Source organism: Kingella pumchi (assembly GCF_022288825.1).
In the GTDB taxonomy this organism is placed as follows: domain Bacteria; phylum Pseudomonadota; class Gammaproteobacteria; order Burkholderiales; family Neisseriaceae; genus Kingella_D; species Kingella_D pumchi.
The window spans coordinates 18,562-34,376 of record NZ_JAKOOW010000033.1; the positions used below are offsets into that span (position 1 = coordinate 18,562).

At 59.4% G+C, this 15,815-nt stretch carries 15 protein-coding genes; 13 read left to right on the plus strand and 2 right to left on the minus strand.

From position 1 onward, the window contains the following. Positions 1-39 precede the first annotated feature (39 nt). The 5 genes from MB824_RS08955 to MB824_RS08975 all read left to right on the plus strand — a co-directional run bounded on the left by MB824_RS08955 (position 40) and on the right by MB824_RS08975 (position 6,105). Entirely contained in the window at positions 40-702 is a 663-nt protein-coding gene (locus MB824_RS08955; RefSeq protein WP_238748138.1) for a YqiJ family protein, read from the plus strand. A gap of 91 nt (positions 703-793) precedes the next feature. Beyond that, positions 794-2,212 (plus strand): hypothetical protein, encoded by a 1,419-nt coding sequence (locus tag MB824_RS08960; protein WP_238748139.1) that lies wholly within the window; start codon positions 794-796, stop codon positions 2,210-2,212. 288 nt (positions 2,213-2,500) lie between these two features. Further along, positions 2,501-3,403, plus strand: coding sequence for a hypothetical protein (locus tag MB824_RS08965; RefSeq protein ID WP_238748140.1), 903 nt, complete (start codon positions 2,501-2,503; stop codon positions 3,401-3,403). A gap of 267 nt (positions 3,404-3,670) precedes the next feature. After that, positions 3,671-5,395 carry a flotillin family protein gene (locus MB824_RS08970; RefSeq protein WP_238748141.1) on the plus strand — a complete coding sequence of 575 codons (1,725 nt, stop codon included), beginning with the start codon at positions 3,671-3,673 and terminating at the stop codon, positions 5,393-5,395. A gap of 122 nt (positions 5,396-5,517) precedes the next feature. Next, entirely contained in the window at positions 5,518-6,105 is a 588-nt protein-coding gene (locus tag MB824_RS08975) for an RDD family protein (protein ID WP_238748142.1), read from the plus strand. A gap of 156 nt (positions 6,106-6,261) precedes the next feature. Here MB824_RS08975 and efp read toward each other — a convergent pair whose 3' ends face one another. After that, positions 6,262-6,822, minus strand: coding sequence for an elongation factor P (gene efp, locus MB824_RS08980; protein WP_238748143.1), 561 nt, complete (start codon positions 6,820-6,822; stop codon positions 6,262-6,264). 231 nt (positions 6,823-7,053) lie between these two features. Between efp and MB824_RS08985 the strand changes: the two genes are divergently transcribed. The 8 genes from MB824_RS08985 (at position 7,054) to MB824_RS09020 (ending at position 14,575) form a co-directional block, all read left to right on the plus strand. Beyond that, entirely contained in the window at positions 7,054-7,713 is a 660-nt protein-coding gene (locus MB824_RS08985; RefSeq protein ID WP_238748144.1) for an NAD(P)H-dependent oxidoreductase, read from the plus strand. A 101-nt stretch (positions 7,714-7,814) separates the two neighbouring features. Next, positions 7,815-8,882 (plus strand): AI-2E family transporter, encoded by a 1,068-nt coding sequence (locus MB824_RS08990; protein ID WP_238748145.1) that lies wholly within the window; start codon positions 7,815-7,817, stop codon positions 8,880-8,882. 144 nt (positions 8,883-9,026) lie between these two features. Then, entirely contained in the window at positions 9,027-9,824 is a 798-nt protein-coding gene (locus tag MB824_RS08995; protein WP_238748146.1) for an RNA ligase family protein, read from the plus strand. A 101-nt stretch (positions 9,825-9,925) separates the two neighbouring features. Continuing rightward, positions 9,926-11,059, plus strand: coding sequence for an AAA family ATPase (locus MB824_RS09000; protein ID WP_238748147.1), 1,134 nt, complete (start codon positions 9,926-9,928; stop codon positions 11,057-11,059). Between the two features lie 99 nt (positions 11,060-11,158). After that, positions 11,159-11,947, plus strand: coding sequence for a hypothetical protein (locus MB824_RS09005; RefSeq protein WP_238748148.1), 789 nt, complete (start codon positions 11,159-11,161; stop codon positions 11,945-11,947). Positions 11,948-12,240: 293 nt separating this feature from the next. Beyond that, positions 12,241-12,573, plus strand: coding sequence for a hypothetical protein (locus MB824_RS09010; protein WP_238748149.1), 333 nt, complete (start codon positions 12,241-12,243; stop codon positions 12,571-12,573). A gap of 22 nt (positions 12,574-12,595) precedes the next feature. Then, positions 12,596-13,948, plus strand: a complete 1,353-nt coding sequence (locus tag MB824_RS09015) for an aldehyde dehydrogenase family protein (RefSeq protein WP_238748150.1) — start codon at positions 12,596-12,598, stop codon at positions 13,946-13,948. Positions 13,949-13,975: 27 nt separating this feature from the next. Beyond that, positions 13,976-14,575: a hypothetical protein gene (locus MB824_RS09020; RefSeq protein WP_238748152.1), complete on the plus strand. Its 600-nt coding sequence runs from the start codon at positions 13,976-13,978 to the stop codon at positions 14,573-14,575. 294 nt (positions 14,576-14,869) lie between these two features. Here MB824_RS09020 and panC read toward each other — a convergent pair whose 3' ends face one another. Next, a complete protein-coding gene (panC, locus tag MB824_RS09025; protein WP_238748154.1) occupies positions 14,870-15,709 on the minus strand; it encodes a pantoate--beta-alanine ligase in 840 nt (279 codons plus the stop codon). Positions 15,710-15,815: the final 106 nt, after the last annotated feature.

Here is a 15,815-nt window from a genome sequence, read left to right on the forward strand (position 1 = left end):
AAACCCAAGGCCGTCTTAAACCCATAAAGGAAACCGCCGATGTGGAATCTGATTACCGCCCCTGAAAACCAAATCTTCGGCATTGCCCTGGCGCTGATGCTGCTGTTGGGCGTGTTGGAAGTGTTGTCGATGCTGTTGGGCGGCGCGAGCGAGTGGCTGGACAACCTGCTGCCCGACAGCCTGGCCGACAGCGCCCACGCCGAAGTGGGGCTGGACGCGGCCGACGGCGTGGTGGTGCGGTTTTTAAGCTGGCTGTATGTCGGCAAAGTGCCGGTGTTGATGCTCTTGGTGGTGTTTCTCGCCGTGTACGGGCTGGTGGGCTATGTGTTTCAGACGGCCTTTGCCGCCGTGTTCGGCGCGTATTTGAACGGCACGCTGGCTGCCGTCGCCGTATGGTTTCTTTCGCTGCCGCTGGTGCGCGCCACTGCCGGCGGCCTGTACAAAATCCTGCCCAAAGACGAAACCACCGCCGTGTCGCAAGACACGCTAATCGGCCGCGTCGGCGTGATTGTGATCGGCCAAGCCCGCACCGGCAGCCCTGCCCAAGTGCGCGTGAAAGACGGCTTCGGCCAAACGCATTATGTGATGGCCGAGCCCGACGGCGAAGGCGTGCTGAAGCAGGGCGAGGCGGTGCTTTTGGTGTCGCTGGAGGGGAACACGTTTAAGGCGATTTTGAATCCGAGCGGGAGTTTGGTGGATTAAGGCTAGCTGAAAATAGCAGCCGAATTTCTGCAGTGCTAAAAACCGATACCCCACATTTTCAGGTAGCCTGCCGTAATATAAAGAGGAAGCCATGCAACAGAATAAAAGCAAAATCGTGATGCTGTATCCGGCTACATCTAAGGATTTGATGCTGGAAATCGGTGTGGTCTGCGCAGGGGTATTGCTGCTGCTTATTATCGGGCTGGATACTCTGTCGGATATTTCCGGCGACGGGGTGGATACGGCGCTTCGTTTGGCCATGGTGCTGCTGTTTTTTGGCGGTGCGGCGCTGGTTGGTTTCCTGTATTGGCGCATGTTCACGGCGCGGGACTTTCTGCGGTTGGACACAGAACGCGGCGTGCTGTTGCAAGGGCGCTGGCGTTGGGGTTGGCAGGCGCAGTGGGAGTATCCGCTTTCGATGTTTGCGGCGGTGGCGGCGGAGAAGGTGCGGGACGATTACCGCGGCTACTACGGGCGCTTGTGGCTGGAATCGGCGGATGGGCGGAACGATTTGGTGCTGGAGGAAAATTTCCTGCCGCATAAGGGTTCGCTGAACGAATTAGACAGAATTCAGAACCATATCGCGCAGGCAACGGATTTGGCCAAACGGCCGGTAATCAACACAATAATCCGTGCGGCGGAGGAGACGGCGGCCAATCCGGCACAGTTGCAGCCCTTGCAAGCGAAAACGCTGCCTGCGTGGCGGCAGGCGGTGAATCTGGCAGCAGCCGGGTTGTGGACTTGGCTGGCGGTCTGGCTGCTGCGTTTGGCGGCGGATTGGCAAAGCGGCGGCCTGCCCAAGCCGCTGTATTTCGGCGCGGGGCTGCTGGCGCTCGGGTTGTTGGCGGTGGCGGTGTCGGAAGTGCGCGGGGTGTTTCGTGCGTGTCGCTGCCGGAAAACGGCGCAAACACAAACTGCTTGGCGGCAGCCCTCAGAAATCAAAGCCGCGCTGGCGGCGGCAAGGCAGGCGGAACATGAACTGCAGCCGAAGCTGCTGGAACGCGCTGCGCCGAAGCTCTTGGACAGAGCGGAATTTGCCGTGTATTCGCTCGGCACTTTGCTCTCGCGCATCCCGTTTTTGCTGTTTGCACTGCTGATGGTGTGGAGCGGGGGCGGGTTCGGCTGGCGGCTGTTCTGGCTGGCGGCGCTGCTGTTTGCCGCATGGCGGCTGGCGTACCATTGGCATACACTGCGCAAGGTACGCTACAGCGTGCAGGAAGACGTACTGACCGTATACCGCCTGCACGGTTTCAAGTGGCTGCCTGAAAAACGCTATGCGCTATCGGGGTTTTGCGGCATTTACAGCCGCGTGAAATACAGCGGATTGGGTGTGGGCTTGAACGAAATCTGGCTGGCGGGCAAAGAAGGCGGCAAAGATGTGCGGCTGCTGGAGGCAGATTTGCTGCTGCGCGACAACCGGCAGACGGCGGAGAAAACGGCTAAACAAATCAGCCGTGCCACGGGGCTGCCGCTGCTGGAATATATCGAACCATCCGAAAAGGCCGTCTGAAAAACAAAAGGCAAACAATAATGGGCAAACAACGTAAAAAATCGCGCTACCGCCAAAACCGCAACAGACAGCGATTCGATTCGGTATCTTGGGCCGGCCTCGGCAGGCAACCGCAGGCAGGAGTGCGGCGCGAAGGCAGACAAACGGTATTTGCCACCTCTTTTTGGGGCACGCTGTTTATGCCTTTGGTAACGGGGCTGCTATTGGTCTTTATCGCATTGTTGGTTTTCCTTGCCGTCAGCGGATTTTTGCCGACGGTGCACGATTGGGCGGCAAAAGCGGCGGTGTGTGTTTTTGCTCTACGGCCTGAAACGCTCGGAAGGCTGGTGGTTCGGCTTGACCTGCCGCCGTTTTGCCTCCATCGGCGGCGGGGAATTGGTGCTGTACGGTGCATTCGGCCGCACGCGTTTCCGCTGTCCGACCGATTGGCGGTTCGATTATCTGTGCGATAGGCGGCGCCGCATCTTCTCTTTTCGCACCATCTCGCCCGACGGACACAGCCGCCGCTTTTCCACCTCCTTGTGCCGCAATACCGCTGCTTTGATTGCAGAGTTGGGCGCGGTAGATCGGGGCAGGGAAATGTCGGTTGCGATGCAAAACGGCTTTATGGAGTTGTTCGACAATTTGGACAAAAGAAAAAGGCGCGGCTGGTGGATACTGATAGGGCTGGTGTCGGCAACGGTGCTGTTGGCGTGCGTGCGGCAAATATTCGGCAACATGCTCTTGTCGCCCCTTGCCTGGCAGGCCGCCGCCGCGCTGACCGCCGCATGGCTGCTGCCTTTGGCCTGGATGAGCCGCAAGGTGCTGGTCGGAGAAACCGTATTCGGCCTGCCGTCCAACCATTATCTGCGGCAAACGGCAATCGGCCGCATCAGGGTTTTTTTAACCACGGGGGGCAAAACCGCCCTGTTCTGGCTGGCCATAGGCGCGTTGTGCGTGTGGTCGTTGGCTTCGCTGTCGGGCGCGGCCAGCCTGTGGGGTAAACCGTTCGAGCGTGTGGCGGTGGAAATGACCGTTGAAGGACGCTGCGGACGCTATAGCCGCCCGCGGCAGCTTGCCGTCCGCCTGCCCGAAAGTCATCGCGATTTTGACGGCAGTTGGTGCGAAGGCAGTTTTGAAACGCCCGACGGCGAAACGGTCTATGTACGCCGCAGCCTGTTTGCCCGCGAACTGCGTTTCAGCCGTCCTTAGGCCGTCTGAAAATATAGGCCGCCTTAATGTAAATCCAGATAAAAATACCCATACCGTCATTCCTGTGCAGGTGGGAATCCAGAGGTTTAGAATTGTGGCAATCTTTGAATATTTCCTTGGAATCCCGAAGTCTGGATTCCCACTTGCGCGGGAATGACGATGCAGGTATTTCTATTTGAATCCACTGTATTTGTTTGATTTTCTCCAAACCTGTTTCAGGCAGCAGGAAGCCGTCTGAAAAAAACCTTCTCCAAGAAAGGAAAACCCATGAACTTAGTTTCCATCGGCATCATCGCCGGCGTCATACTCGTCGCGCTGTTCGTACTCGGCCTCATCCTCACCCGCCTGTACCGCCGCGCCAGCAAGGAAGTGTCCTTTGTGCGCACCGGTTTCGGCGGCGAGAAGGTGATTGTGAACGGCGGCGCGATTGTGCTGCCGGTGCTGCACGAGGTGATTCCGGTCAATATGAACACGCTGAAGCTGGAAGTGCGCCGCGCCGAAGAGCAGGCGCTGATTACCAAAGACCGCATGCGCGTGGATGTGGCGGCGGAGTTTTACGTGCGCGTGAAGCCCACCGCCGAGAGCATTGCCACCGCGGCGCAGACTTTGGGCATGAAAACCATGTCGCCGGAAAAGCTCAAAGACTTGGTGGAGGGCAAGTTTGTCGACAGCCTGCGCGCCGTGGCCGCCGAAATGGCGATGGAAGAGCTGCACGAAAAACGTGTTGATTTCGTGCAGAAAGTGCAGCAGGCAGTGAGCGAGGATTTGTACAAAAACGGTTTGGAACTGGAAGCCGTATCGCTTACCGGCCTGGATCAGACCGATTTCCGCTTCTTCAACCCGCAAAATGCCTTCGACGCCGAGGGTTTGACCAAGCTCACCGAAACCATCGAATCGCGGCGCAAAAAACGCAACGACATCGAGCAGGAAACCGATCTGGCGATTAAAACCAAAAATCTCGAAGCCGAACAGCAGCGTTTGAAAATCGCCCGCGAAGAAGAGTACGCCAAATTGGAACAAGAGCGCGAAATCGCCGTGCGCCGCGCCGAACAGGAAGCGGGTATCGCCGAGCAGGAAGCGGCGAAAAAACGCGAGGCCGAAGAAGCGAAAATCGCCGCCGAGCGCGAAGTCGATCTGAAGCGCATCGCCGCCGAGCGCGATGTGAAAAACGAAGACATCCGCAAGGCGCAGGCCGTAGAGCAGGCCGAAGTCGAGCGGCGCAAAGCCATCGAGTTGGCCGAGCAGGACAGAGCGATTGCCGTCGCCGAAAAATCCCGCGCCGAATCGGAAGCCAAAGCTGAAGCCGACAAAGCCCGCGCCGCCGCCGTGCGCGAAGAAGAAAGCGTGATTACCGTGCGCGAAACCGAGCGCGCCGAGCGTGCCAAAGCGGTGGAACTGATTGCCGCCGCCGAAACCGCCCAGCGCGAGGCCATCGCCGTAACCGTGGCCGCCGAAGCCGAAAAACAAGCCGCGCAGGACAAAGCCGAAGCGCTGCGCATCGCTGCCGAAGCCGAAGCCGAGCAGTCCCGCCTGAAAGCCAAGGGCGAAGCCGATGCCAAAGTGCTGCTGGCGCAGGCACAGGAGCAGCAGTACAAGGTTGATGCAGAGGGAAAACGCGCGGTAAACGAAGCGGCCAATGTGTTAAGCGCCGACCAGGTTGCCATGCAAATCCGCCTCGCGCTGTTAAAACACCTGCCCGACATCATCCGCGAATCGGTCAAACCGATGGAAAACATCGACGACATCAAAATCCTGCAAGTCAGCGGCCTGGGCGGCGCGGCCGGCAGCACAGCCGACGGCCAAAGCGCATCCACCAGCCCCGCACTCTCCGACCAAATGGTCAACAGCGCCCTGCGCTACCGCGCCCAAGCCCCGCTGGTGGACGGTTTGCTCAAAGAGCTGGGCTTAAACGGCGGCGATATTAACGGCTTGACTGCGGCGCTGGGTGCAGGGCAGGGCGGGGATACGCCCACTCCCGAGCCCGGACAATAAACCGTTTTGATAAATGCGGTTTTCAGGCTGCCTGTGCCGCAGCAGCGCAAAGCAGCCTGAAAACGCGGCAGCAAAAGAAAAAACAACCCGTTTTACCAAGCAAACAGATAAGGAATTGAAACATGAATGATTTTCGTCAGGCCTACCAATCCACCGTGGTTGAAGAGCATTTTGACGATGATTACGCAGTAGAGCTGGCAACGCCGTGGCAGCGGATTGCGGCAGCGCTTATCGATTGGCTGCTGGTTCTTATTTTTCCGATAGTGGTGTTTGTGATGCTGGCTTTCGGTCTCGGTTTGGCGGCATCGTCATGGTCTCTGGATACGGAAGAGAGCCGCAATCTGCTGGTTGGCGGCGTTATAGTGGTTGGCGTCCTGATTTGTTTGGGGCTGCTGGTGTACCAGGTTGTGCTGATGTCGCGCGACGGGCAGACCTTGGGCAAAAAACAGATGCGCATCCGCGTGATTACCACCGATGGTGAAACCGCAGGCTTTGTGCGCCATTTTCTGCTGCGCTTTTGCGCCTACTATCTGATTGTGTGGGTCATTGGTGCGCTGCTGCCGTGGGAAATGGAAATGGCCAATGGTAAAACGGAATCGCCCGTCGGCACGATTGCCCTGCTGATCTGCCTGCTGATGCTGTTTTTCCGCAGCAACCGGCGCCGCACCATGCAGGATTTGCTGGCACGGACGCTGGTGGTGAAAGCCTGAACGCCGCGCTTTTCAGGCTGCCTGCCGCCGGCGGGGCAGGGCGGATAGGCGGGTGCGGCGGGGGGGCAAAATCTCCGCCGCATCCTTTGGCAATGAAAAAAAGCAGCCTGAAAACCGCGTATCACGGTTTTCAGGCTGCTTTTTGATGATGCCAGCTTAGGCGCGTTTGCGGAATTCGCCGGTGCGGGTGTCGATTTCCACTTTGTCGCCGTTTTCGATGTAGGACATCACTTGGATTTCGGTGCCGCCCACGAGGCGCGCGGTTTTCATCACTTTGCCCGAAGTGTCGCCTTTAACGGCCGGCTCGGTGTATTCGACTTCGCGCACGATGATGGTGGGCAGCTCGACGGAAATCGGGTTGCCTTCGTAGAAGGTTACTTCGCACACGTCTTCCATGCCGTCGGTGATGAATTTGAGCGCATCGCCGATGTTGTCGGCTTCAACTTCGTATTGGTTGAACTCTTCGTCCATAAACACATACATCGGGTCGGCGAAGTAGCTGTAGGTGCAGTTTTTGCGCGAGAGCACGACTACGTCGAATTTGTCGTCGGCTTTGACGATGGTTTCGCTGTTGGCGCCGGTGAGCAGGTTTTTCAGCTTCATGCTCACTTTGGCCGAAGAGCGGCCGCCTTTGATGTATTCGGTTTTCTGGACGACCATCGGGTCGCTGCCGATCATAAATACGTTGCCGGCGCGCAGTTCTTGTGCGGTTTTCATGGTTTTATTTCCTTGGGGTTCTAAACGAAAAAACGCGGCATTTTAGCCGATAGGGCCATCGGAATCAAACGCGCCGGCTGCATTTGCGGCGCTTTTTGCCTTTCAGGCTGCCGCTGCCTTGGGGCAAAGCCGCGCGGGCTAAACGCCGCCTGCGCTTTCAGGCTGCCTTTCGGTTGGTGCGGCGGTTTATAATGCCGCCGTTTTCCACCACGCGATTACAGGAGCGATGCCGTGTTTGCCGACAAACAGACTGTCCTTGACGCCTTTCATTTCCGCCATGCCTGCAAGCGTTATGACCCGGACAAAAAAATCAGCCGCGAAGATTTTGACTTTATTCTCGAAACCGCACGCCTGTCGCCCAGCTCGTTCGGGCTGGAGCCGTGGCGTTTTCTGGTGATACAGAATCCCGAGCTGCGCCGCGCGCTGGCGCCGCTGGCTTGGGGCGCGGCGGAAAAGCTCGACTGCAGCCATTTCATGATCCTGCTTGCCCGCACCGCCGATGCCACCCGCGCCGGCTACCGCCACCGGATGTGGAGCGAAGTGCACGCGATTGCCGCGGATGTAGTTGAGCAGCGCGAAGCCAAGTTCAGCCATTTTGCCGAACACGATTTTCGGCTCAACGAAACGCCCCGCGCCTTTAACGACTGGACAGCCAAGCAAAGCTATATCGCGCTGGCCAATATGATGACCGCCGCCGCGCTGATCGGCATCGATTCGACTGCGGTCGAAGGCTTCGACCAGGCCGCCGTCGATCAGCTGCTGGCAGACAACGGCCTGCTTGATCCGGCCGAACACCGCACCGCGCTGATGGCCGCTTTCGGCTACCGCGCCGCCGAGCCGCGCGCCAAAACCCGCCGCGCCGCCGCCGAAGTGGTGCAGTGGGTGGAATAGGGTGCCTGCCTGCCGCCGCCAAACTTTCAGGCTGCCTGATCATCAAGGCAGCCTGAAAACAACAAACATCCGATTTTTTGAGTTTTTAATAAAGAACACACATGAGCGCCAAAGCCCCCGTTTCCCCCGCCCTGCGCAACAGCAGCTATATCCTGATGGCCGCCGTGCTGATCGGCGTGCTGTATTTTCATTTTCTGCCGCTATTGCTGTCGGTGATTCTGACTTATGTCTTTATCAGCAAAACCAACCGCCTGATTTTCTGGCTGCGCCGCCGCCTGCTGCCGCGCCACACGCGCATGCACCGCTCGCTCAACGCGCGCAACATCAATCTGGTTTCGACCGTGCTCACCATCGGCCTGGTGCTGCTGGCGATTTTCCTGATGGCGTTGGGCATCTACCACCTGATCCACGGCGGCCACATCAACACCATGATCGGCAAGCTGGCGGCGATTATCGCCGACACCAAAAACAGCAAAGAGCTGCCGCCCGCCCTGCTCAATATGCTGCCGGCCAACCTGGCGGAAATCAAAACCGCCGCCGCCGCGCTGGTTCGCGAATACGGCGACACCCTGACCCGCATCAGCAAAAACAGCCTGACTTCCTTCGTCTATATCCTGATCGGCGTGATTGTCGGCGCCATGCTCAGCTTCCACCGCCTGGCCACCCGCCACACCCGCGTGCAGATGCCGCCGTTTAAAGCCGAGCTGATCCGGCGCATCGCCAGCTTCCAAAGCAGCTTCGAGCGCGTGTTTCTGGCGCAGGTGAAAATCTCGCTGATCGATACCGCCGTTACCGCCCTTTATCTCTATCTGCTGCTGCCGCTTTTCGGCGTGGAGCTGCCGTTTCGGCTCACCGTGCTCTTTATCGCCTTTATCGTCGGCCTGATACCGGTGGCCGGCAATCTGATTTCCAACGCCGTCATCATCACCCTGAGCCTGGGCGTCTCGCTGTATGTGGCGCTCGCTTCACTGGTGTTTTTAGTGGTGGTGCACAAGCTGGAGTATTTTCTCAACGCCAAAATCATTGGCGCCGAAATCGAATCGACCGCATGGGAATTGCTGATTGCCATGGTGGTGTGTGAGCGCATCTTCGGCATCGGCGGCATCATCATCGCCCCGGTGTACTACGCCTATCTGAAAAACGAAATGAAACTGCAGAAACTGATTTAAACGTTGTTTTCCACTTTCAGGCTGCCTTATCCCAGTCCAAAGGCAGCCTGAAAAGCGTAGCGGAATTGCGAAGCTAAAACATCAAAACCACTACGCCGCCCTTTTCAGGCTGCTCCAACCATCCCAAAAAAAGCCCCCAAAACCATGACCCCATCCACCAAATACAGCCGCAGCCTGCACGCCCCCATCAGTCTCGGCACCACCTCCGACGACCGCTTTATGCCCGCAGGCTACCTTGCCGCCTTCGCCCAAAAAGACGCACTGGTGCTCACCGAAAAACTCGACGGGCAAAACAACTGCTTCAACCGCCACGGCGTTTTCGCCCGCTCGCACGCTGCGCCCACCCAGCATCCGTGGGACAAACCGCTGATTGACCGCTGGCAGCGCATCAAAGACGATTTGGGCGATTTGGAACTCTTCGGCGAAAACCTCTACGGCATCCACTCCATCGCCTACCGCCGCCTGGAATCCTATTTCTATCTATTCGCCGTGCGCCAGGGCGAGCGCTGGCTCGGCTGGGACGAAGTCAAATTCTACGCCGCCCTGTTTGACTTCCCCACCGTGCCCGAGCTGCCGATTACCCAGCCGCTGCGCGACATGTACCGCAACGGCATTGACGAAAACCGCCAACTTGCCGACTGGCTCACCGCCAATCTCGGCATGAGCTGGCTGGATTATGTGGAAACCGGCGGCGCACTCGGCGGCTACGACCCGCAAACCAACTCTCCCTGCTGCGAAGGCTTGGTTATCCGCAACCGCGACGGCTTTGCCACCAACAACGGTGATTTGCCCGTGCAGCCCAACGAATTTGACAACCTGTTCAAACTGGTGCGCGCCAAACACGTTAAAACCGATGTGCATTGGACCAAAACTTGGCAGCCCGCCACGCTGATTGATTACGACCAATACGGCTGGCACGGCTACCAATACCAAAGCAAATAAAGGCAGCCTGAAAGCCTAATTTGGGCAAAAACAAAACGCCAAACCCTTTTCAGGCTGCCCACTCCACCACCAAAACCAATCATCCCCTAAGGACGCATGCCATGTGGCAATTCCCCCATTTCACCCCCAACCGCGCCCCCGACTGGGACGCACTCACCGCCCGTTTTGACTGGCTCGCCGACATGGCCGCCGTGCCGCAAGATGCCGAATGGCACGGCGAAGGCGACGTGCTGACCCACACCAAAATGGTTGCTGCCGAGCTTTTCAGGCTGCCCGAATATCAGGAACTGGACGAACAGGCGCAGCACATCCTGTTTGCCGCCGCCCTGTTGCACGACGTAGAAAAACGCAGCACCACCGTCACCGAAGAGCGCGACGGCAAAACCCGAATCATCTCCCCGCGCCACGCCAAAAAAGGCGAGCACACCGCCCGCCAAATTCTCTATTGCGACCTCGCCGCCCCCTTCGCCGTGCGCGAAGCCGTCGCCAAACTGGTGCGCTGGCACGGGCTGCCGCTGTGGGCAATCGACAAACCCCAGCCCGAACACGCCGCCATCGCCGCCGCCCTGCAAGTGAACACCCAATGGCTCGCCATCCTCGCCAAAGCCGACGCCCTCGGACGCATCTGCCCTGACACCGCCGAGCTGCTGGAACGCATCGCCCTGTTCCAAGCCCTGTGCGAAGAAAACCAAAGCTGGGGCGCGTCCTACCCCTTTTCAGGCTGCCACGCGCGTTACCATTATCTCAATCACCCCGAAAGCAGCCCCGACTACCACCCCTACGACGACTTCGCCTGCACCGTTTACATGATGAGCGCCCTGCCTGGCAGCGGCAAAGACACCCACATCGCCCAACGCTTCCCCAAGCTGCCCGTACTCTCGCTCGACGACATCCGCCGCGCCCACCGCATAGACCCCGCCGACAAAAAAGCCGCCGGCCGCGTTATCCAACTCGCCAAAGAGCAAGCCCGCCAATACCTGCGCGATCGCCAAGACTTCGTGTTCAACGCCACCAACCTCACCCGCGAGCTGCGCGGCAAATGGACGGCACTCTTTGCCGACTACCGCGCCCGCATCCACATCGTCTATCTGGAAGTGCCCTGGCCGCAGCTGTTGCGCCAAAACAAACAGCGCGAACACAGCGTTCCCGAAGCCGTTATCCGCCGCCTGCTCGGCAAACTGGAAATTCCCAGCTACGACGAAGCGCACGAAGTGGAATATTGCGTTGCCGAATAGGCAGCCTGAAAACGGTTTTTTTACCTTTCAGGCTGCCTGATGATAAAGCAGCAAAACGGCATACCCTTGGAGAAGCCCGATATGAAAAAAATGATACCCATGGCAGCCGTACTGCTTGCCTGCGGAACACTTCGCGCCCAAACACCTGATCAAATCGTGGCGCAGTATTACCCGCAATACGCCGATAAGGCACACTGCCGTTTCAACCGCAAGGCGTACAACCGGGAAACCGGCGTGTATCACTGCATGAAGCAGGCACAGGCAAAAACGCGGCACACGGCACAGGGCAAACAGCTCTATCTGCTGTTTACAGGCAGGACACTGTATGCAGACAGCCAGCAACCAAGCAGAAACCATCCGGACAAAGGCATGGCCGGCCTGTTTGTCTTCAAAAAAGAATCGGGCGGCTGGCGGCTGCTGGCGGCGAAGCCGGAAATTTATACGGGCACGTTCGGCGATGCGCCGCAACATTGGCGGTTTGAGCAGTTCGGCAAAGACAAATGGGGTTTTGTTGCCGAAGAAAGCGAAACGGCGCAAGGCTACCGCTCCGGTTCGCTGGTGCTGGTGTATCACGACAGCGGCAGCAAAATCAGCGAACAGCGGATTGGCAATTTAAGCGATACGGAAGAATGGGCGGCACATTGCGAAACAGAGGAAAGCAAACCGGCAGCTGGGTTTGAAAAATGTATGCGGGGCGCAGCTTACGCGCACGGCACGATGCGCGTGCAGAAACACGGCAAGGCAGCGGCAGGCCGCTATCCGCTGCTGATTACGGTAAGCAGCAGGGCGGGTTTGAAGAAAAATATCAAAACCGTGCGGTATGTCGCCCGTTACAATGCGGCAAAAGGCCGCTATCTCCTGCCGAAAGCCTATCCGTTCGGACAATAAGCCCAAAAATTTTCTGTGCTTTTCCCATGCGGATACAAACTTTCCCAAGGAACCGCCCCGCAGGACAAATGCCATCAAATAGTGAAACAAAATAGAAAATCTATGGCGTTGCTGTGCCTTGCCGTACTACCTGTACTGCCTGCGGCTTGCTGCCTTGTATCTTTCCTATTTTGTTTCACTATACTAAGGCAGCCTGAAAACCGTAAAACGGCTTTCAGGCTGCCTGAATCTTGCGGCGGGCGGCGCTTTTGCCTACCATCTGCCGCCTTTGCCAACCGCATCGGACAAACACTATGGACAAATTTTTTACCGTTTTGGTACTGCTGGGACTGATTGTCGGCTCGATCGGGCTGATCGGCCTGATTGCCGCCTTGCTGGCGAAGAAAACGCCGGCGAAAAAAATGCTGTTTACCCGCCTGATGCTCGGCGGTTTTTCGCTGATGATGTTCAGCCTGATCGGTTTCGGTATGTTTTACCGGCCGCCGGCAGATGGCGGCAGCTTTGCCCCGCCGCCGGCTGCGTCTGCCGTAAGGCAGCCTGAAAACGCCGCATCCGCCGCGGCACCGGCAGCTGCTGCCGCATCCGATCCCGCCGCGTCCGCCGCCGACTGGCTCCATACCCGTTAATCCTTTCAGGCAGCCTGAAACCATGTTTACCAGCATCCACACCGTTAGCGGCGACGTCCTTTACACCCGAGCCGCCGACACGCCCGAACACACCGCGCGCCAGATTGCCGCGCTCAAAGCGCGCCAGCGCGAATTTGCCGCGCTAAAAATCACCGAGCGCACCGCGCAGCTGGCGGCTTTTGCCGAGCGGCTGGCCGCCAATAAAAGCCGTTTGGCGGCGATGGTGTGCGAAGAAGTCGGCCGCTGCCTACGCGAGTGCGAAGCCGAAATCGACAAATCGCTGGCGCTGATCCGCTATTACGCCAAGCTCGCGCCGCAGTTTCTCGCCGGCAAAACCATCGCTACCCAGGCCAGCATCAGCGGCGTTTCCTTTGCGCCGCTGGGCGTGGTGCTGGCGGTGATGCCGTGGAACTATCCGGTGTGGCAGGTGCTGCGTTTTGCCGTGCCCGCCCTGTGCGCGGGCAATGCCTGTCTGGTCAAACCCGCCCCCAGCGTGGCGCGGGTGAGCGCGGCGCTGTTTGAGCTGGCAGACGGTCTGCCCTTGCAGCCGGCGTGGCTGGCGCACGAAAACACCGAAGCCGCGCTGGCTGCGTGCGATGCGCTGGCCTTTACCGGCTCCACCGATACCGGCCGCCATTTGGCCGCGCTGGCGGGCAAACACCTGAAAAAATGCGTGTTGGAACTCGGCGGCAGCAACGCCTTTATCGTCCTGCCCGATGCCGATCTGGCCGCCGCCGCCGCCGAAGCCTGCCATTCGCGTTTCCGCGACGCCGGCCAGTCGTGCAACGCCGCCAAGCGCCTGATTGTCTGCGACAGCGTAGCCGACGAGTTTATCCCGCTGCTGCTGGCCGAATGCGCCAAACTAAAAAGCGGCGACCCGATGCAGCCTGAAACCACGCTCGCGCCGCTGCACCGCGCCGATTTGCGCGAGCGCGTGCACGCGCAGGTGCAGGACGCGCTGGCGCACGGCGCCGAGCTGCTGGCGGGCGGCGTGCTGCCGCCGCAGTCGGAAACAACGCCGGGCTGGTTCTACCCCGCCACCCTTATCGACCGGCTCAACCCGCAATGCCGGATGTGGCGCGAAGAAGTGTTCGGCCCCGCGCTGGGCATTATCCGCGTGGCCGATGCCGAAGCCGCCGTGGCCGCCGCCAACAGCACGCCCTACGGCCTGGGCGCCAGCATCTTTACCGCCGATACCGATCTGGCCGAGCGCATGGCCGCGCGGCTTGAAGTAGGCAGCGTGTTCGTCAACCGCCACACCAGCAGCGATTTGCGCCTGCCCTTCGGCGGCGTGAAAGATTCCGGCTTCGGCCGCGAGCTGTCCGAGTTCGGGCTGTATGAGTTTGTTAATGTAAAGACTTATTGGCAGAAATAGTTTTCAGGCTGCCTTGGGAAGATGGGCATGAACGACTTTAATCCCTACCAAACCCCCGCCAGCGACGAGCCGGCGCAGGGCTGCTGGCGGCGCGGCGGCAAAGTCTGGCTCGCTGCCGGCAGCGCGTTGCCCTGCCGCTGCATCCGTTGCGCGGCTGAGACTGCGGCGGAAGAAGGCAAAAACGTGAATCTGTATTGGACGCCGCCGGCGGCGCTCTTGCTGTCGGCCGCGGCGGTGGTGCTGTTTTTTATTTTTGCGCCGGTACTGTTTGCGTGGCTGGACGAGTGGAAAGCGCCGGTTTTGATTGTTTTGGCGCTGCTGTTTACCGCCGCGCAAATCTGGCTGCAGCGCAAACGGCGGCTGTTTGTGCCGGTGTGCCGCCGCTGCCGGCGCCGCCGCATCGGGGTGATGGCGGCGCTGGCGCTGGCGGCGGTTTTGCTGCTGCTGTTGGCGGAAAGCAAGATTCCGCTGCTGATGTCGCTCGGTTTCGGCGGCGCCATGATCGCGCTGCTGGCGCTGATGCTGTACGACAACCGCCGCATCCGCGCGCTGGCCATCCGCGACGACTGCAGCGTGCTGACCGGCTTTGGCCGCCGTTTTCTCGATACGCTGGAAAATAGGGGCTAGGCAGCCTGAAAGTCGGTTTTGCATAAAAGCAGCCTGAAAACGCGGATACGGTTTTCAGGCTGCTTTTTGCTTGGCTTGTTGGCGCGCGACGTAACAAGCCGCATTGCTGGAATGCTGGGTCTAGACCCAGCCTACCTTGCTGGCAGGCATTGCTGCACACCAACAAGATTCCCGCCTGCGCGGGAATGACGGTAGTGGGGATGGGATGCGCTAAAAACGGCTTTCAGGCAGCCTGAAAGTTTGATGCAGCCTGAAAAGGCCAAAACGCTTTCAGGCTGCCTTTAGGCCGGCGGTTTAGTCTTCGAGACTGAATTCGATATTGTCGATCAGGCGGGTGCCGCCGAGGCGGGCGGCGCCGAGGACGACCAGCTGTTTGTCGCCGACGCGGGCGGTGTTCAGGCTGCCGGCGGCGCGGATTTCGATGTAGTCCACCTGCCAGCCGCGCGAAGCCAGGCCGCGGCGAGCCTGCTCTTCAAGGGCGGCGTAGTCGCGGCTGCCGCCGCGCACGGTGTCGGCCACGGCCTGCAGGCTGCGGTAGAGCTGCGGCGCTTCGGCGCGCTCTTCGGGCTTGAGGTATTGGTTGCGGCTGGAGAGGGCGAGGCCGTCGGTGGCGCGGCCGGTATCGACGGGAATAATGCGCACGGGGATGTTGAGATCATCGACCATGCCTTGTATGACCACCAGCTGCTGGTAGTCTTTTTTGCCGAAGCAGGCGGTGTCGGGCTGGACGATGTTGAAGAGTTTGCACACGACGGTGGCGACGCCGCGAAAGTGGCCGGGGCGGAAGGCGCCGCACAATTCGTTTTGCAGATTGGGCGGCTCGACCTGGTACTGCTGGGCAACGCGCGGGTAGAGTTCGGCTTCGTCGGGGACGAACAGCGCATCGACGCCGGCTGCGCGCAGTTTTTCGGCGTCGGCTTCAAGGGTGCGCGGGTAGCGGCCGAAGTCTTCGCCCTGGCCGAACTGCAGGCGGTTGACGAAGATGCTGACCACGGTGTGGCGCTCAGCCTGCTTGGCCTGCGCCACCAGCGCCAGATGGCCGGCATGAAGGTTACCCATGGTGGGCACGAAGGCGACGCTGTCGTGGCTGCGCCGCCATTGGCGGATTTCTTCGATGGTGCGGATGATTTGCATGGTGGGGGTGTTCCTTGTGTGGCGGGTTGGGTTTTAACTTCGTTGAAGCTGCGCTTTCAGGCTGCCTGCAAGGGCGTGGACGGCCTGTTTTCGCGTTTCAGGCTGC

Coding starts and splice junctions, on each gene's coding strand:
- MB824_RS08970 (WP_238748141.1), top strand. CDS start 3,671: ATGAACTTAGTTTCCATCGGCATCATCGCCGGCGTCATACTCGTCGCG.
- MB824_RS09020 (WP_238748152.1), top strand. CDS start 13,976: ATGAACGACTTTAATCCCTACCAAACCCCCGCCAGCGACGAGCCGGCG.
- MB824_RS09000 (WP_238748147.1), top strand. CDS start 9,926: ATGTGGCAATTCCCCCATTTCACCCCCAACCGCGCCCCCGACTGGGAC.
- MB824_RS09015 (WP_238748150.1), top strand. CDS start 12,596: ATGTTTACCAGCATCCACACCGTTAGCGGCGACGTCCTTTACACCCGA.
- MB824_RS08960 (WP_238748139.1), top strand. CDS start 794: ATGCAACAGAATAAAAGCAAAATCGTGATGCTGTATCCGGCTACATCT.
- MB824_RS08975 (WP_238748142.1), top strand. CDS start 5,518: ATGAATGATTTTCGTCAGGCCTACCAATCCACCGTGGTTGAAGAGCAT.
- MB824_RS09005 (WP_238748148.1), top strand. CDS start 11,159: ATGGCAGCCGTACTGCTTGCCTGCGGAACACTTCGCGCCCAAACACCT.
- panC (WP_238748154.1), bottom strand. CDS start 15,709: ATGCAAATCATCCGCACCATCGAAGAAATCCGCCAATGGCGGCGCAGC.
- MB824_RS08995 (WP_238748146.1), top strand. CDS start 9,027: ATGACCCCATCCACCAAATACAGCCGCAGCCTGCACGCCCCCATCAGT.
- MB824_RS09010 (WP_238748149.1), top strand. CDS start 12,241: ATGGACAAATTTTTTACCGTTTTGGTACTGCTGGGACTGATTGTCGGC.
- MB824_RS08990 (WP_238748145.1), top strand. CDS start 7,815: ATGAGCGCCAAAGCCCCCGTTTCCCCCGCCCTGCGCAACAGCAGCTAT.
- efp (WP_238748143.1), bottom strand. CDS start 6,822: ATGAAAACCGCACAAGAACTGCGCGCCGGCAACGTATTTATGATCGGC.
- MB824_RS08955 (WP_238748138.1), top strand. CDS start 40: ATGTGGAATCTGATTACCGCCCCTGAAAACCAAATCTTCGGCATTGCC.